The organism is Mucilaginibacter sp. Mucisp73 (assembly GCF_059491465.1).
This window is the reverse complement of record NZ_CP168507.1, coordinates 782,823-798,434: the sequence shown is the minus strand read 5'-3', so window position 1 is coordinate 798,434 and position 15,612 is coordinate 782,823. Positions and strand designations below refer to the sequence as shown.

At 42.5% G+C, this 15,612-nt stretch carries 15 protein-coding genes; 13 read left to right on the top strand and 2 right to left on the bottom strand.

Going from position 1 to position 15,612, the window contains the following annotated elements:
• Positions 1–562 precede the first annotated feature (562 nt).
• The 5 genes from ACEN82_RS03575 to ACEN82_RS03555 all read left to right on the top strand — a co-directional run bounded on the left by ACEN82_RS03575 (position 563) and on the right by ACEN82_RS03555 (position 8,511).
• On the top strand, positions 563–1,165 hold the full coding sequence (locus ACEN82_RS03575; protein ID WP_090528019.1) for an RNA polymerase sigma-70 factor: 603 nt from the start codon (positions 563–565) through the stop codon (positions 1,163–1,165).
• An 89-nt stretch (positions 1,166–1,254) separates the two neighbouring features.
• Positions 1,255–2,439 (top strand): FecR family protein, encoded by a 1,185-nt coding sequence (locus ACEN82_RS03570; protein ID WP_188833964.1) that lies wholly within the window; start codon positions 1,255–1,257, stop codon positions 2,437–2,439.
• A 276-nt stretch (positions 2,440–2,715) separates the two neighbouring features.
• Positions 2,716–6,147: a SusC/RagA family TonB-linked outer membrane protein gene (locus ACEN82_RS03565; protein ID WP_413321603.1), complete on the top strand. Its 3,432-nt coding sequence runs from the start codon at positions 2,716–2,718 to the stop codon at positions 6,145–6,147.
• A gap of 21 nt (positions 6,148–6,168) precedes the next feature.
• The gene (locus ACEN82_RS03560) at positions 6,169–7,641 is read left to right on the top strand and encodes a SusD/RagB family nutrient-binding outer membrane lipoprotein (protein WP_188833966.1); all 1,473 of its coding nucleotides are present in this window, start codon (positions 6,169–6,171) and stop codon (positions 7,639–7,641) included.
• 234 nt (positions 7,642–7,875) lie between these two features.
• Complete coding sequence (locus ACEN82_RS03555; protein WP_188833967.1) at positions 7,876–8,511, top strand: hypothetical protein; 636 nt, start codon at positions 7,876–7,878, stop codon at positions 8,509–8,511.
• Positions 8,512–8,712: 201 nt separating this feature from the next.
• Here ACEN82_RS03555 and ACEN82_RS03550 read toward each other — a convergent pair whose 3' ends face one another.
• Both ACEN82_RS03550 and ACEN82_RS03545 read right to left on the bottom strand, forming a co-directional pair.
• On the bottom strand, positions 8,713–9,174 hold the full coding sequence (locus tag ACEN82_RS03550) for an RES family NAD+ phosphorylase (RefSeq protein WP_188833968.1): 462 nt from the start codon (positions 9,172–9,174) through the stop codon (positions 8,713–8,715).
• On the bottom strand, positions 9,171–9,668 hold the full coding sequence (locus ACEN82_RS03545) for an Xre family toxin-antitoxin system antitoxin (RefSeq protein WP_090528037.1): 498 nt from the start codon (positions 9,666–9,668) through the stop codon (positions 9,171–9,173). Before ACEN82_RS03545 ends, ACEN82_RS03550 begins: the two co-directional genes overlap by 4 nt.
• 205 nt (positions 9,669–9,873) lie before the next feature.
• Between ACEN82_RS03545 and ACEN82_RS03540 the strand changes: the two genes are divergently transcribed.
• The 8 genes from ACEN82_RS03540 to ACEN82_RS03505 all read left to right on the top strand — a co-directional run bounded on the left by ACEN82_RS03540 (position 9,874) and on the right by ACEN82_RS03505 (position 15,603).
• The gene (locus ACEN82_RS03540; RefSeq protein ID WP_090528040.1) at positions 9,874–10,959 is read left to right on the top strand and encodes a Glu/Leu/Phe/Val family dehydrogenase; all 1,086 of its coding nucleotides are present in this window, start codon (positions 9,874–9,876) and stop codon (positions 10,957–10,959) included.
• Between the two features lie 57 nt (positions 10,960–11,016).
• Positions 11,017–11,964 (top strand): transcription antitermination factor NusB, encoded by a 948-nt coding sequence (nusB, locus tag ACEN82_RS03535; protein ID WP_413321602.1) that lies wholly within the window; start codon positions 11,017–11,019, stop codon positions 11,962–11,964.
• Positions 11,965–11,973: 9 nt separating this feature from the next.
• On the top strand, positions 11,974–12,414 hold the full coding sequence (locus tag ACEN82_RS03530) for a DUF1573 domain-containing protein (protein ID WP_413321601.1): 441 nt from the start codon (positions 11,974–11,976) through the stop codon (positions 12,412–12,414).
• Between the two features lie 16 nt (positions 12,415–12,430).
• On the top strand, positions 12,431–12,760 hold the full coding sequence (yajC, locus tag ACEN82_RS03525) for a preprotein translocase subunit YajC (RefSeq protein ID WP_090528049.1): 330 nt from the start codon (positions 12,431–12,433) through the stop codon (positions 12,758–12,760).
• Between the two features lie 182 nt (positions 12,761–12,942).
• Positions 12,943–13,893 (top strand): CdaR family protein, encoded by a 951-nt coding sequence (locus ACEN82_RS03520; RefSeq protein ID WP_176628505.1) that lies wholly within the window; start codon positions 12,943–12,945, stop codon positions 13,891–13,893.
• The gene (coaE, locus tag ACEN82_RS03515) at positions 13,893–14,489 is read left to right on the top strand and encodes a dephospho-CoA kinase (RefSeq protein WP_413321600.1); all 597 of its coding nucleotides are present in this window, start codon (positions 13,893–13,895) and stop codon (positions 14,487–14,489) included. The genes ACEN82_RS03520 and coaE overlap by 1 nt, the downstream gene beginning before the upstream one ends.
• Positions 14,489–15,427, top strand: a complete 939-nt coding sequence (locus ACEN82_RS03510; protein WP_413321599.1) for an MBL fold metallo-hydrolase — start codon at positions 14,489–14,491, stop codon at positions 15,425–15,427. Before coaE ends, ACEN82_RS03510 begins: the two co-directional genes overlap by 1 nt.
• A complete protein-coding gene (locus ACEN82_RS03505; protein WP_413321598.1) occupies positions 15,427–15,603 on the top strand; it encodes a C1orf53 family protein in 177 nt (58 codons plus the stop codon). The genes ACEN82_RS03510 and ACEN82_RS03505 overlap by 1 nt, the downstream gene beginning before the upstream one ends.
• Positions 15,604–15,612 lie beyond the last annotated feature (9 nt).

Sequence of the window (15,612 nt, the reverse complement as noted above, 5' to 3'; positions counted from 1 at the left end):
TGTTACATTGATACACTCGTAACAATCCCGGTAGTGTTCAATTTTTAAAAGTGTGAACACTTGCATATTTTTCTAAAATAAACACCATTGATAATCAATACATTACAAGTAAGCCAAAGTGCGTTAAAACTTAAAATGAACACACATGTACTAATAATCAGATAGTTATGAAATTACAAAATAAAACGTTGAACACCTGTTTTTTAAAAATTGAACACTGACAGGATCCTGTCAGTATTATCAATATTATGTATCCATATACAAAAGGCAATTTTCCTGCAACTATCAGCAGGGAAATCGCTTTTAACCACATGCACATAGAGAAATCATAAATGAAAAATTTTCACACTAATTTTCACGTATTAATCGAATTTAACGAATTTCCAATTGATTTAAGATTCGTGTAATTCGATTAATTGTGGATCGGTTGAAAAGCATTCGTGTAGAAATTTTTCAGATGAGATTTAGTAAAACAGGTCTCATCATTTTTACAGTGATTTTCCTGTAACTATGGGCAGCATGATGATGTTAATGTTAAATAATACTTATATTCGTTATTTATATGAACAACCGGGTCGATTTGACAGAACATGAGCTACTTACCTTACTTAAGGGCAAAGATATAGCCGCGTTCGATCAGATTTTTGAAAAATTTTACCGGCCATTGTGCTTTTTCGCCTCCCGCATTATTCATGACACCGTTGACGCGCAAGACCTGGTACAGGATGTTTTTGTTAAATTTTGGCAAAAAGAGAACATGCCCTGCACTGCGGATGCTATCAGATCTTACTTATATGTGAGCGTAAAGAACACCTGTTTCAATTATCTTGAAAAAAACAGCGTTAAGATAGCCCACCGGCAAACCCTTGTAAATACCGATATAGAGGAGGCTACCATTTTAAATAACATTATACACGCCGAAGTATTAAGGCAGGTTTTTGCAGCAGTGGATACTTTGCCCGAACAGTGCCGCAAAATTATCCGGATGACTTTTGAAGATGGTAAAAAAGCCAAAGAAATTGCCTGCGAACTCGGCATTACCATAAGTACGGTAAACAACCAAAAAATGCGTGGCCTCAGTTTGTTAAAAAACCGCCTGTCTGACGAAGGACTTGCACTCGGAATGCTCCTGATATTACCCGGTATTATGGGCCATGTAAAATAGGCGTTAATAAAACATAAAATTTATTTCAATTTTCTTTAGATAAAACCCCACCCTTCCCTGTTCTATCATCAAATACCGGTTATAGACGCATGGATAATTCAAAAACAGACAGCCGATTAAGGATTTCTGATCTTATCAGTAAGTATTTAAATGGCAATTTAAGCGGGGCAGAACATGCCGAGTTATTTTCATGGGTTGAGGCCAGCGAAGAAAACAGCGCTTTATTTGATACCATCCTTAACGAAAACGAGCTCGAAAGTCGCTATGCCGAATACCGCTCATTTAATACCGAACATGCTTTGGCCAACGTTAAAGCCAGGCTGCAGCCAACCGTTGTTAAACCCTTTAGGCTCCCTAACTGGTTACTTGCAGCAGCGGCAGTAGTTATTTTATGCATGGCCATTGGTATACCCGCTTATTTACACCGTTCGCCACAACAAGTTGCAGCGGTAATAAAAAAGAGCCACGAAATTACCCCGGGCGGCAACAAAGCTATCCTAACGTTAGCCAATGGCAGCAAAGTTGTTTTAAACGGTGCCGCTAATGGCAATATAGCCAACCAGGGCAACACAACCATAAAAAAACTAAGCAACGGAGTGGTTGCCTACAATAAAAATAATTCGATAGCTGCACAGCCTGCCGCTGTTGCTTATAATACAATGAGCACCCCGCGCGGCGGGCAATACCACCTGATACTGGCCGATGGCACCAATGTGTGGCTTAACGCCGCGTCATCCATCAAATTTCCTGTTGTATTTAACGGAAACGAGCGCAAAGTACAAATTACCGGCGAGGCATATTTTGAAGTAGCGCATGATAAAACCAAACCGTTCCGGGTTGAGAGCGATGGGCAAACTGTTGAGGTATTAGGTACGCATTTTAACATTAATGCCTATGCCGACGAAAATGAAATTAAAACAACCCTGCTTCAAGGCAGCGTAAGGATAAAAGCGGGCAATAAAAACTACCTGCTTAAACCCGGCGAACAATCGCATCTGAAAAATGGGGAGGTAAATACTACCCAGGCAGATATGGACGAGGCGTTAGCCTGGAAAAATGGCGTTTTCCATTTTAATGATGCCGGCATTGAATCGGTTATGAAACAAATTAGCCGCTGGTATGATGTCGACGTGAAATATGAAGGAAAAATAAAAGAACGCACGTTCTCCGGCGAAATATCAATGAATGTTAATGCTTCACAAATATTGGATGCTATGCGTTTCAAAAAGATCCATTACACAATTGAAGGAAAAACAATTATTGTAAGGCCTTAAACTAATATTAAACTACTAACTAAACCCAACCGGATGAATAAAAACATACAAAAAACGCCTTAGGCGGTACTCCCCAAACCAAGGTTATTTTAAATAACCGCACCCCGACTGGCATCAGGGTACGGTAAATATTTGAGTTAACCCTTCCGGTAAACCGGAAAAACAAGCTTAGTGTCCCTAACCATGTATTAACCCAAACTTTCCAAAAGTATGAAATTAAATGCTTTTTCAACAGCCATTTATAAACCGTGGCTGTCCAAAAAAATTCTATTGGTTATGAAATTGACTACCCTATTTATGGTCATAGCCTTTATGCAATGCAGCGCGAGCGCGTTTAGTCAAAAGATTAACCTCGATGCTACTAACGTACCTTTAAAACAGGTGCTAAAGGAAATCAATAAACAGAATGGGTACCTGTTTTTTTACGATACAAAAGATGTACGTAATAAAAACATTACCGTTAAAGTAAAAGATGCTTCGGTTGATGAAGCTTTAAACGCTTGCTTAAAAAACCTGCCCTTAACCTACAAAATTGTAAACAACACGGTTTTTTTGCAGGAAAAGGACAATACTATTACAAGCGCTGTACCGCTTAACATTAAAGGCAAGGTGGTTGATGAAAAAGGCCAGCCTTTACCCGGCGCGAGCATCCAACTCAAGGGCACTACACTGGGCGTAACTGCCGATGCAAATGGCGCTTTCAGCATTAACGTACCCGATGATAAAAGCATTTTGATTGTAAGCTTTGTTGGCTTCACACCTAAGGAAGTAGCGGTTGGCAATAGTACGTTTTTAACAGTTAGCCTTAGTGAAGCAGGCAAATTAAGTGAGGTTGTGGTAACCGCTTTAGGTATTAAAAAAGCCGAAAAACAATTAGGTTACTCCATAAGTCAGGTTGGCGGCGAAGAGGTATCGCTAACCCGCGAACCTACCTTTATAAACGCGTTGGAAGGTAAAGTGGCAGGTTTGGTAGTGCAAAGCCCGCCAAACGGCCCGGGTGGCTCATCAAGGGTTATACTGCGGGGAAACTCGTCATTTTCGGGATCAAACCAGCCATTATATGTTGTTGACGGCGTGCCTATCAACAGCAGCACCCGCGAAAACAGCGACGATGGCGGCAAGGTTTACGGCGGATCTGACCCCGGTGATGGTTTATCATCTATCAACCCCGATGATATTGAAAGTATCAGCGTTTTAAAAGGAGCGTCGGCTGCAGCTCTTTATGGAGGTGGCGCGCAAGCCGGCGTTATTTTAATCACCACCAAAAAAGGCAAAAAAGGCCAGGGCCTCGGTATCAGCTTTAACAGCAACACGGTGCTTGAAAAAATGGTGCCTTATGACGATTTGCAAACCGAGTATGGCCGTGGTTACCTTGGCCGCCCATACACCGCCGCCGATTATAGCGATCCGATATTTTACGGGCAGCTTGCGGATAACTCCGGCGATGCGCCGGGATGGTCATGGGGTGGTAAGCTGGATGGCAGGCCTTTTATAGATATCGACGGAAAAACAAAACCCTATGTATCGCAATCGGCAGCAAAAAACTTCGATCGCTTTTTTAAAACCGGTGTAACTACTACCAACAGCCTGGCTTTTACAAAAGGCACCGAAAACGGCTCATACAGGGTTTCGCTATCGCAAACGCAAGATAACCTGCCTACCCCCGGCGAAAAATACGAGCGCTATAACGCCGTAATACGTGCCACCCAGGATTATGGCAGCAGGTTACATACCGATTTTAAGATAGACCTTTCAAGAACCCTACGCAAGAACGCGCCGCTTTTACGCGGGGATGGCCGCGGTTCATTTGGCCTTGCTTATCCGCGTATTGCAAGCTCGACAGATATCACTTTGCTGGATGATAAAACCCCGGACGGCAAATACCTGTCAACTTATAACGCCAACCCTTATGTGCAGATAGAACAGGTAACTAACAACCAAACGCAAAACCGCATCCTGTCATCGGGCAATATCACTTATGATATTACAAGCCACCTGCATGCCAATTTAGTTGCCGGTTACGACTATATAAACACACCCGCCTTATTTGTGGTACGCCCAAATAACGTAATTAATACCAACGGCGTTTACCGTACTACTACCATTGAGCAGCAAAAATCTGATGTTAGGGCGATGTTATCATACGATCATAAATTTTCAGATCTAACGGTGAATGCCTTTGCCGGTGCCGAATTACAAAATCCACAACAATATTCATTAGACCTGTATGCTGAAGGACTGGCCGACCCTAACCTGTTAAACTTTAGCAATGCAAGCAATGTACACCCACCTACAGAATCGCATACGCCGAGGTATAAAACCAATTCGGTTTTTGCTGATGTGCAATTTGGCTATAAAGAATACCTGTTTCTGGAACTAACCGGCCGTAATGACTGGTATTCGGCGCTTGCATCTACCCGCCCTAATTTTAAACCAAACTTATTTTACCCATCGGCTAACTTAAGCTTTGTATTTACCGATGCGTTGAAATTAGATCAGTCAGTGTTATCATTTGGTAAAATAAGGGCATCTATAGGGCAAACGGGCAGTAATCCCACCCCGCAGCTTACCGACCTCACCTTTACGCTTAAACCGCCTGTAAATGGCATTACCAATGCTGAAATTACCGGCGCAACCGTACCGCCGCCAAGTTTAAAACCTGAAACTACAACAGAAACAGAACTCGGTACCGAACTTAAATTTTTCCAAAACAGGATATCGGTTGATTTTGCTTACTACTACAAAAAGTCTGATAACTTTTTACTGCAATCAACAATCAGCAATGCAACCACTTATAATTCATTATACTTTAACGCCGGTTCCATGTATAACCGCGGCGTGGAGTTAGCTATTACCGGCAGCCCCATTAAAACGCAAAGCTTCACCTGGAACGTTGGTTTTAATGCTGCCAGAAACAAAAACATGGTAACCGCGCTCGACCCTACAATCGGCGCTAACGGGATCTCGCATTATTACAACATAAAATCAAAGGTAGGTTATCCGCTGGGTTCTATTTTCGGTACCACATTTTTAAAGAATGCCCAGGGCCAGGATGTTTATGTACCCGTAAATTCGAGATATGGCACATCTGATGCCTCACAGCCAAATGACGCCGTTATCAAAGATGTTAACAATAATGAAAGTTATCTTGGCTCACCAAACCCAAATTGGGCTGGCGGTATCACCAACACCTTCAACTATAAAAACTTCTCGTTCAGCTTCCTTATCGACGGCCAGTTTGGCGGCCAGATTTATGAAGCAGGTGCCCGGTGGACCAACTATTTTGGTAATTCACAAGCCTCACTTGTTGGCCGCGACGGTAACTATATACCAAACGGCGTTATCAACACAGGTACGGCATCGGCACCTGTTTACGTAAAAAACACCCTGCCGTTTAGTCCTTATATCCAATATAATGATGGTGGAAATGCTGATAAAAGCGCTGATGAGGCACATGTGTTTAGCCGCACTTTTGTCAAATTCAGGCAAATCTCCCTGGGCTATTCGCTGCCCCAAAGCCTGTTGAACGGCAGCCATATCCGCTCAGTTACCCTTTCACTTATTGCCCGTAACCTTTTCTATATTAAGAAAAACCTGCCAACTTTTGATCCTGAAGCATCAGACAGTATTGCCCAGGGATATGGTTATGACAGTGGCGCGCTGCCAACCAGCCGCACTTTTGGCTTTAATTTAAATGTTACCTTTTAATTATACAGAAAGGAGAAAATCATGAAAAACTCATTAAAAAGCATATTATTCTTTGTTGTAACAGCTGCGCTTTCGGGTTGCACAAAAAACTTCCCGAAATACAACTTAAACCCCGATGCCATAACTACTATTGATCCGGGAGCCTTGCTTTCTGACGCGATGGTTAATACATCAACTGTGGATATGTTTCCGCGTACGGCTTATTGCCACGCTTTTATGCAGTACGGTTATGCTAATGACTGGCCAGGCAACGCGTATGTTGCAACTGATGATGTATCGCAACGTTACTGGAACAACTTTTACCGGCCGGCGCTAAATGATCTTGAGTACGTAGTACCAGTATTAAAAGCCCGTACCGATTTGCAGTCAACTTATGCTGCCGCCAGGATATGGAGGGTATTTGTTTATCAAAAATTAACTGATTATTATGGCGACATCCCTTACAGCCAGGCTGGTAAAGCTTTAAGCGATAAAGTATTCACCCCTGCGTATGATCCTCAGCAACAGATCTATACCGATTTTGTGAAGGAGCTTAGGGAGTCTATTTCAATTTTGTCAAATAACGCAAATCAGAAAGTAAGCGGCGACCAGTTTTATGGCGGTAATGCAGCGCAGTGGAAAAAGCTGGCTTCATCCATGCTGCTAAGGATAGGCATGCGTTTAATTAAGGTTGATCCAACCCAGGCATCAACTTTAGCCAAAGAAGCTATTGCCGATGGTGTAATGAGCAGTAATGCCGATATGCCCGTTTTATTACACAATGCCGCCGCCCCCAATGGGTTTAACTTTACCCTTAACGACGGTCAGAATGATTTCTTCCTGCATAAAACCCTCGTAACCGAAATGAAGGTTGCAGGTGATCCGCGTTTATTTGTATATGGCGGTGTTTACAACACATTTATTGCTAATGGCGGCACAAAAGCCACCCCGGTTGATACTACTCAATTTAATGGCTACAGCGTTAAAGCCAGCGACCCGGCACCAAACACTCGGGTTAATTACGATGCATTTGGCCAAAAAGATACCCCATTTTTTGATTTTGCCTATGCGGAGGTTGAGTTTTTAACAGCAGAAGCTATTGTACGCGGCTATATTACCGGCAGCGCCAATGATCATTACCAGGCAGGTATCAGGGCGCACATGCAGTCGTTATCAAAATTATCGGGCAATCCGGTTATTACCGATGCCCAGATAAGCGCATACCTGGCAAAAAACCCGTTACCGGCAACTTCAGAAGCACAAATAGCCAAAATAAACACTGAGTTTTGGGTGGCTGGTTTTGTTTTTGATGCCGATGAGGTGTGGGCCAACTGGAGGCGCACCGGATACCCTGTGTTAACTCCAACCCCAGGTACAAGCGGTGTTATCCCGCGCAAAATACCTTATCCTCAATCAGAGTTTAATTTAAATAATGCCAACGTAACCGCGGCTTTAGCCAATTACGGCGGCACTAATAATTTTAATGCTAAAGCCCGCGTTTGGTGGGATAAATAATTCAGCATTAATTGGGTTAGCAGAGGCCGCCTCCGGTGTTTACCGGGGCGGCTTTTTTTGTTTTATTAGCTGAGGCTAATTGACTGGCTGGACAATGCAGCCAATGCAGCCAATGCAACTTACACATAACTTAATGTCTTCGACACTAAGATTAAGTATATGACGTTGAAACAAGCGGGGAAATTATTTCCATAAGTTATTTTTAATTTAGGTCCACAAATAATAATTATAAAATTGAAAAATTTCCCATTTGATACTACCGCACTTGATGCCGACGAGGTACAATCACTTGAAGATACTTACGAAGAGCTTAAAAGAAAATTTAGCATCGGCTTACCGAATGAATCTGAACAGCACATCAACAAGTTTGAAATATTTAATAACATTCCAGGCGCAAAATTAGGAGGTACTTTACTCATCAACCACCCTTCGGCAAATTGTTATCTGAACTTTGTTAAATTTAGCTATCAAAATAGCATGGGCGGTCGTGGTGGTAAAGGGGGGCAGGTTACCCGGTATGATAAATACCAGGTATGGGCATTTGCAGATTTAAAATCAGATTTTGGAAGGGTATTAATCAGAAGAGAAACATTTACAGATAGGGTATTAGAAATATTTCACCCTATTGAGCTTAAATTTAATGATGACAGAATCTTCAACGATCATTTTTATGTTGTTGCTAACGATAATGAAAAAGCGAAAGCGGCCATGACTTCAGCTTTCAGGAATATTCTTGTTGAAATGATGTACAACGATTTTGTAGCAGAGATCATCAACACAGCCATAGTTATACGCACAATCCAACCGGTCACTCCTGATCATACTGTTCATTTAGCTGAGTTTATAAATAAAATCTCACAGCTTACTTAGTTGAAATAAATTAAAATACAGTCTTGTGTAGGAGGCTTTTGAGCATGGAAGTTATTTTTTCTCCCTAATAGCACATGCATACGAGGCGAGCAAGTGGAAAAAAGCTACTTGCCCTTAGGGAAACAAAATGTAATTCCAAGTAAAAGCAGGGAACACATGTAGTCGCCTCCAACTTCATGTCAAAGCCAGGCAAAGGAATTATCAATCCTTTTTAATCAATCGTTTATCAAAAGTAAAAGGTTGTACATCACCAATTTTCAGCCGTGAGGCATCAGTGTGCATGGGGTTTATCAGCACATTTTTTGCAAGGGGATCTATCACACTTGGAATGTAAAGCAGCAGCGCGCTTTTTGATGTAAGCCAGGCATTACCAATCCTTTTTAATATTATCGGCGCAGGATAACTGTTCCAGCCGGCAGGCAGTTGAGCAATATCCAATTCTTCACTAAGGGTTGTATCAGGTACTATAATACTCATGACCACAAGGTCGTTACGAATTTCTTCGGGTTGCAGGTGCACCAATACTTCCAGGATAGCTGTTGATGAATTAACAGAGGCGTATATAACCGGGATATGATCATGCCATCGGGCTGATGACAACAATCCTCCCCTGCCCGACAGGTCGTGTGCATATTTTTCCCTCGTAATGCGATAAAGGATCATGAGTAAAACCCGTATTCAATTTGCGAAAGCAGATCGTTCACCATCCTTAAACCTTCACTGGTATCAAGCAGTTCTAATGGTTGTTTATCTCCCAATGCCATATTGGGGCGCATCAGCCATTTATCAACAGTAGCTGCATCACCTAAAATATCAAGCCCGCGGGTATAAACACGCGTAAACTCATAAAGAAAGTTTGATTGCTCGGGCGATAAGCGGTCATCCTGCCCATAACGATTAAGCTGCCTGGTGCTGATATGAAGTATATTAGAAAGCTGAGCCCTGGAAACATTTGTTTTTTCTAAAATGCTATCAATAGCCCGCCTTGGTATCCCGCTTCTGATACAATCAATTACATTACTATCCACCCCGCACTTCATCTTGCTTTTAACATAATCTTCCGGGAAAAGAAAAGAAAAAACATACCATGCGTCCGGCGATCCAATCTCAAGATCGGCTATATTTATTTTCCTCGGGTGATTAGCTACCTCTGCCATAATGTCTACCAATATACAGACAAATGTCTCAAATTCAAAATTTGTTTTTATAATCTTACTGTAATCATAAAACTTAAATATCCCGCTAACAGCCGTTCATACTTATTTAATAATCATTTCATACCTGGTCCTCACTTAATATCTTTGCCAGTATTAAAAAAAACCTCTACTTTTGTGCGCTTAAAGACATTTACTTATAGTACTAATGCCTGAACAACATCCACCGGAATCCATATTTAGCCAACTTGACGCTTTCGGGCATAAGAAAGTTGTTTTTTGTACCGATCCTGATACCCATCTGAAAGCTATTATCGCAATCCACAATACAACGCTTGGCCCTGCGTTTGGCGGCGTGCGTATGTGGGCCTATAAAACCGAAGGTGATGCCCTTAATGATGTATTGCGATTAGCAAAAAGCATGACCTATAAAGCAGCGATAGCCGGCCTTAACCTTGGCGGCGGCTATTCGGTGATCATCGGCGATTCGCGCCAGGACAAAAACGAAGCTTTACTGCGTAAATTTGGCCGGTTTATCAAAAACCTTAACGGCGAATTTATCGCTGCTGAAGACGTAGGCACCAACCCCCGCGATATGGAGTACATCAAAATGGAAACCAACCATGTTACCGGCGCTCCTGAAAATATTGGCGGCAGCGGCGACCCTTCGCCAATAACAGCGCTGGGCGTTTTGATGGGCATTAAAGCTTGTGTGAGGGAAATGTATGGCAGCGACAGCTTAACAGGTAAATCGGTTATAGTACAGGGTATTGGCCATGTGGGCGAAAACCTGGTACGCCTGCTTAGGGACGAAAATGTAAAAGTTTACGCCAGCGATATTAATGAGGAACGCGTAAGCCAGATCTCCAAAAAATATGGCGCGCAGCCGGTATCAAATAATAATATTTTTGATATCGATGCGGATATTTACGCCCCCTGCGCTATGGGCGGTACCGTAAATGATCAAACCATTGCCAAATTAAAATGCGGCATTATTGCAGGTTCGGCCAATAACCAATTACTTGACGAGAGCGTACACGGGCAAATGCTGCTTGATAAAGGTGTGCTGTTTGCGCCCGATTATGTAATCAACGCGGGTGGTATTATTACCGGTTATTCGGAGTTGATGAATTTCAATAAAAAGCGTACCTTACAGCTTACAGAAAATATTTACGAAGCTACGCGCAATGTGTTAAAGCTGTCAAAGGCCGAAAACATTCCAACCATTAGCGCGGCCAATAAAATAGCCGAAAAACGCATTGAAGACATCAGAAAAGTAAAATCATCCTATTAAAACAATTAATTTTTATATAAACCGTTTGCATAAGCAAACCAAATCGTTCTTACAAAAATGTTAAACAGAAGGCACCTCCGGGTAAAGGTATTACAGGCACTGTACGCGTATCATCAATCAGACACGAAAGATGTTAAGCTATTCGAGAAAAACATGCTGAGCAGCATTGACCAGGTTTACGAAATGTATATCTGGATGCTATCATTAATTAATGAAGTAGTAAGTTTTGCCGCGAATGACGCGCAGGAACGCGCCAACAAACACCTCCCTACCGCCGATGACTTAAATGCAAACCTAAAGATCCTCACCAACAGGTTTATCCTGAGCCTGAACGATAATAAGGAATACATTACAGCCTGGAAAAAGTACAAAGTTGACTGGACCTTTGAGCCCGAACTTGCAAAATCACTTTTTATTATCCTTAAAAACTCGCCCGAGTATACCGAGTATCTTGCCAAAACAGGCGATACACTGCAAACAGACAAGGATATCATCAAATTCATTTTCAAAAAGGTTATCCTTAAATCGTCATTAGCCGAGCAGGTTTTTGAAGACAGGTTCATTTTTTGGCCTGTTGATAAAGACGTGCTCCAGGCGCTTATTGCCAAAACGTTTAAAAACTTTTCGCACGATGATTACAAGCTTAACCAGCTTGCCGAAATTACCGGCAACTGGGTTGAGGACCGTGAGTTTGTGGTAAACCTGTTTCAGCAAAGCATCAGGTACAATGAGGCCTATCACGAGCTGATAGCTGCTAAAACCCAAAACTGGGAGCCCGAGCGTATTGCCATGATGGATACCCTGTTAATGAAAATGGCTATAACCGAGTTTATTAACTTCAATTCTATCCCGGTTAAGGTTACTATAAACGAGTATCTTGAAATATCAAAAGAGTTTAGTACGCCTAAGAGTAATTCATTTATAAACGGTATCTTGGACAAGATTTTAATAGAGCTTAAAGCCGAAAACAAGATCAAAAAGATAGGCCGTGGCTTAATAGAATAATATTAAAAAATGAAAAAACTATTTTTAAGCTTAGTAGCAGCAGGCATGTTATTATCGGCCTGCAACAGCAGCAACGGCAATACAGCCGATAACGCTTCAAAAGCTAATGCCGATAGCGCCGCAAGTGCTGCCAACGCGCCGGTAGCTAAATTTGAAAAGGAAAGCCACGATTTCGGCAAGATCAAAGAAGGCGACAAGGTATCGTACGATTTCAAGTTCACCAATACCGGTAAATCGCCATTAATTATTACCAACGCGCGTGCTACCTGCGGCTGTACTACCCCTACCTGGCCAAAAGCCCCGGTTAAACCCGGCGAAAGCGGCATAATCAGCGTTACTTTTAACAGTGCCGGTAAAAGCGGTTTACAGGATAAACAAATAACCGTTACAGCAAACACCCAGCCCGCCGAAACTATGGTGCATTTAATTGGCGAGGTTTTAAAAAAATAACAATTAATTTAAACAAATGATAGCTACTATTTTATTACAGGCTTCAAGCGGCGGCTTAGGCAGCTACGGTTCATTAGTACCAATGGTACTGATCATCGTGGTGTTTTACTTCTTTATGATCCGCCCGCAGGTTAAAAAGCAAAAAGATCAAAAAAAATACGTTGAAGAACTTAAAAAAGGCGACAGGGTTATAACTACAGCCGGCATCCACGGCCGTATCGTTGATTTAAATGAAACCACATTTTTGGTTGAGGTTGAAAACGGCAAGATCCGTTTTGATAAATCGGCCATATCGCTTGATGCATCAAAAGCATTGAATACACCGGTGGTTGAGAAGAAAGCGTAATTGAGCTTAAAGCATAAAGCTAAAGGCCGAAAGCTAAAACAACCTTAGTTTAAACTAAAGCGAAACGCTTAAAGCCGAAAGCAAAATATACTTATAAATAAAACAGCAAAAGCTGAAGGTTAAGAAATGAGCAATACATTTTTCGGCTTTCAGCTTTTAGCATTAAGCCTTCAGCTTAAAATATGGCAATAGTAAAATTATCGGCAACAGAACGCAGGCGGCTCTCGGTATTTTTTACCTGTTTGTCGCTGGCTATCATTGCCTGGATTTTTACTACCCTTTCCGATCCGCTTCCGTATAAGGTAAAAAAGGTTTTAACTTTTAAAAACGCGCCGCAAAGGCGGGCTTTTCATTCGCTGCAGCCCGATACTGTTGATGCTACCATACAGGGTACCGGCTGGCAAATGCTGTTCTCCAGGCTCAACAGCGATAATAAGCCACTAACTGTTGACCTCCGCTCGCTCGAAACCCGCAATTATGTGGTTATCGACAGCACGCAGCTTAAGCAGATGAATATGGGGAAAGATCCGGCCAACCGCGTTTCATCCATTGATCCGGATACGCTTTATTTTGATTTCAGTAACCGCCTTATCAAAAAGGTGCCTGTTCAGCTTACCATGGGCGTTAGCTATCAAAAGCAATTTGCCGTATCAGGTAACATAACGGTGAGGCCTGCTTATGTTACCGTGAGCGGCCCTATTGAACGCCTAAAGCAAATCACCTCGTGGAAAACAGACTCGCTTAAATTCAGTAATGTTAATGAAACCATTAATACCAGGGTTAACTTAAAGCCCAGCAATGAAGGCAACCTGAATGTTTATCCGCGCTCGGTACAGGCCATCATTCCTGTTGATGAATTTACTGAGAAAACGCTGGAGATCCCCGTGAAGTTGATCAATAACAACAACTATTACACCGTAAAAGTATTTCCGCAAAAAATTAAAGTAACTTTTACTACGTCTTTAAGCCGGTATGCTGATATTGATGAAGACCTGTTTGAGGCCGTTGCCGATCTTAACCTTTGGCGCGATAAGGGTTATACAGCCCTGCCGGTAAAACTTATCCATATGCCTCCCTTTTGTAAAATAGTAAAGATTGCCCCTGCCAATATTGACTTCTACATAAAAAAATAATGCTTAAAATAGGTTTAACCGGTAACATAGGCAGCGGCAAAACTACCGTAGCCCAGGTATTTGAATTGCTTGGCATCCCTGTTTTTTATGCCGATGACGAAGCCAAAAAAGTAATGGTTACCGATTGGCTGCTTATTGAAGGTATTAAACAAACTTTTGGTCCGCAGGCTTATTTTGATGATGGCAGCCTTAACCGCAAATATATATCGGGGATAGTTTTTAACAATAAAGCCGAACTTGAAAAGCTTAACGCCCTGGTACATCCTGCCGTGTTCAGGGCTTTTGATAGTTTTGACCGGCTGCACAAGGATGCTCCCTACGTGATCCGGGAAGCTGCTATTTTGTTTGAAAGCGGCTCATACAAAATGTGCGACAGGGCCATCATGATCACCGCTCCGCTTGAAGCCCGCATTGCCCGCGTTATGGAGCGCGACGGCATTAGCCAGGCCGATGTTGAAAGCCGCGAGGCCCGCCAGCTATCGCAGGAGGAAAAGCTGAAACTGGCCAATGATGTAATTATTAACGACGGTAAACAACTGGTTATACCCCAGGTACTGGCCCTGCATGAACTGTACTTATCGCTTGACCGCAATTAATGATACTTGACGATTTTGTTTCTTTTGACGAAAAAGGGCTGTACTGCAAATACGGCGACTTTTACATCGACCCGCAACTGCCGGTAAAAACGGCTGTAATATCCCATGCCCATGCCGATCATGCCATAAGCGGCAACAACAACGTTTACTGCACCCGCGCCACAGCAAGCATTATGCAGTTAAGGTATGACCGTACCGCCGCCAAAGTTTTTAACATAGCTGCTTTTAACCAGCCATTTGAAGTGGGCAGGGTTACGGTAACACTGATCCCGGCGGGGCATATGCTTGGCTCGGCACAAATACTCTTGGAGTATGAAGGCGCAAGGTATTTATACACTGGCGACTATAAACTGCAACCTGATGCCACCTGCGAGCCTATTGAATGGGTTACCACCGATGTGCTGGTCACCGAAAGTACTTTTGCTAATCCCGACATTATCCATCCCGATCCTGTTGCCGAAATCCGTAAGATCAATGATATTAAAAGCAATATTTTGTTGGGGGCTTATGCACTCGGCAAAAGTCAGCGGTTAATTAATCTCATTACCGAATACGCGCCCCAAAAAAAGATCCTGGTGCATCATAAAATAATGCCCATTAATGCCATTTATGAAAAGATGGGCTTCCCTCCCGGCAAATATCAGATTTACGGACGCAAGCTGATGAAGGTGCAGGATGAGTTTGTTTATATAGTGCCGCCGTTTACGTTTGATAGCTACATCAGGGCCACGGGAGTAAAACGCCTCTTTGCTTCGGGATGGAAAAACCTGCAGGTTAATAACCAGGATACCCTCTTTATATCCGACCATGTGGACTGGAACGATATCCTGCAAACCATCGCCAACACCAAACCCAAACAGGTGTGGACACTTCACGGTAAGGGCGAACATCTGAAAGCTTACTTTAAAGATGATATCTTTGTAAAAATTCTGAACTGATGTTGCAGGAAGGCATTGATTATTATATCAACGACGACGGAAATTTCGTTTTTACCGAAGCCTATCATTTAAAGCGGGGCTATTGCTGTAAAAACAAGTGCCTGCACTGCCCCTGGGGTTATGGCAAGGTAAAATTATTTGGAAATGACACTGAATCAGACGGTAGCGATAAATAAATCAATGTT

Excerpts from the sequence above, each read along its gene's own strand:
- ACEN82_RS03575 (WP_090528019.1), top strand. The coding sequence starts at position 563 with ATGAACAACCGGGTCGATTTGACAGAACATGAGCTACTTACCTTACTT.
- ACEN82_RS03570 (WP_188833964.1), top strand. The coding sequence starts at position 1,255 with ATGGATAATTCAAAAACAGACAGCCGATTAAGGATTTCTGATCTTATC.
- ACEN82_RS03565 (WP_413321603.1), top strand. The coding sequence starts at position 2,716 with ATGAAATTGACTACCCTATTTATGGTCATAGCCTTTATGCAATGCAGC.
- ACEN82_RS03560 (WP_188833966.1), top strand. The coding sequence starts at position 6,169 with ATGAAAAACTCATTAAAAAGCATATTATTCTTTGTTGTAACAGCTGCG.
- ACEN82_RS03550 (WP_188833968.1), bottom strand. The coding sequence starts at position 9,174 with ATGATCCTTTATCGCATTACGAGGGAAAAATATGCACACGACCTGTCG.
- ACEN82_RS03545 (WP_090528037.1), bottom strand. The coding sequence starts at position 9,668 with ATGGCAGAGGTAGCTAATCACCCGAGGAAAATAAATATAGCCGATCTT.
- ACEN82_RS03540 (WP_090528040.1), top strand. The coding sequence starts at position 9,874 with ATGCCTGAACAACATCCACCGGAATCCATATTTAGCCAACTTGACGCT.
- nusB (WP_413321602.1), top strand. The coding sequence starts at position 11,017 with ATGTTAAACAGAAGGCACCTCCGGGTAAAGGTATTACAGGCACTGTAC.
- ACEN82_RS03530 (WP_413321601.1), top strand. The coding sequence starts at position 11,974 with ATGAAAAAACTATTTTTAAGCTTAGTAGCAGCAGGCATGTTATTATCG.
- yajC (WP_090528049.1), top strand. The coding sequence starts at position 12,431 with ATGATAGCTACTATTTTATTACAGGCTTCAAGCGGCGGCTTAGGCAGC.
- ACEN82_RS03520 (WP_176628505.1), top strand. The coding sequence starts at position 12,943 with ATGGCAATAGTAAAATTATCGGCAACAGAACGCAGGCGGCTCTCGGTA.
- coaE (WP_413321600.1), top strand. The coding sequence starts at position 13,893 with ATGCTTAAAATAGGTTTAACCGGTAACATAGGCAGCGGCAAAACTACC.
- ACEN82_RS03510 (WP_413321599.1), top strand. The coding sequence starts at position 14,489 with ATGATACTTGACGATTTTGTTTCTTTTGACGAAAAAGGGCTGTACTGC.
- ACEN82_RS03505 (WP_413321598.1), top strand. The coding sequence starts at position 15,427 with ATGTTGCAGGAAGGCATTGATTATTATATCAACGACGACGGAAATTTC.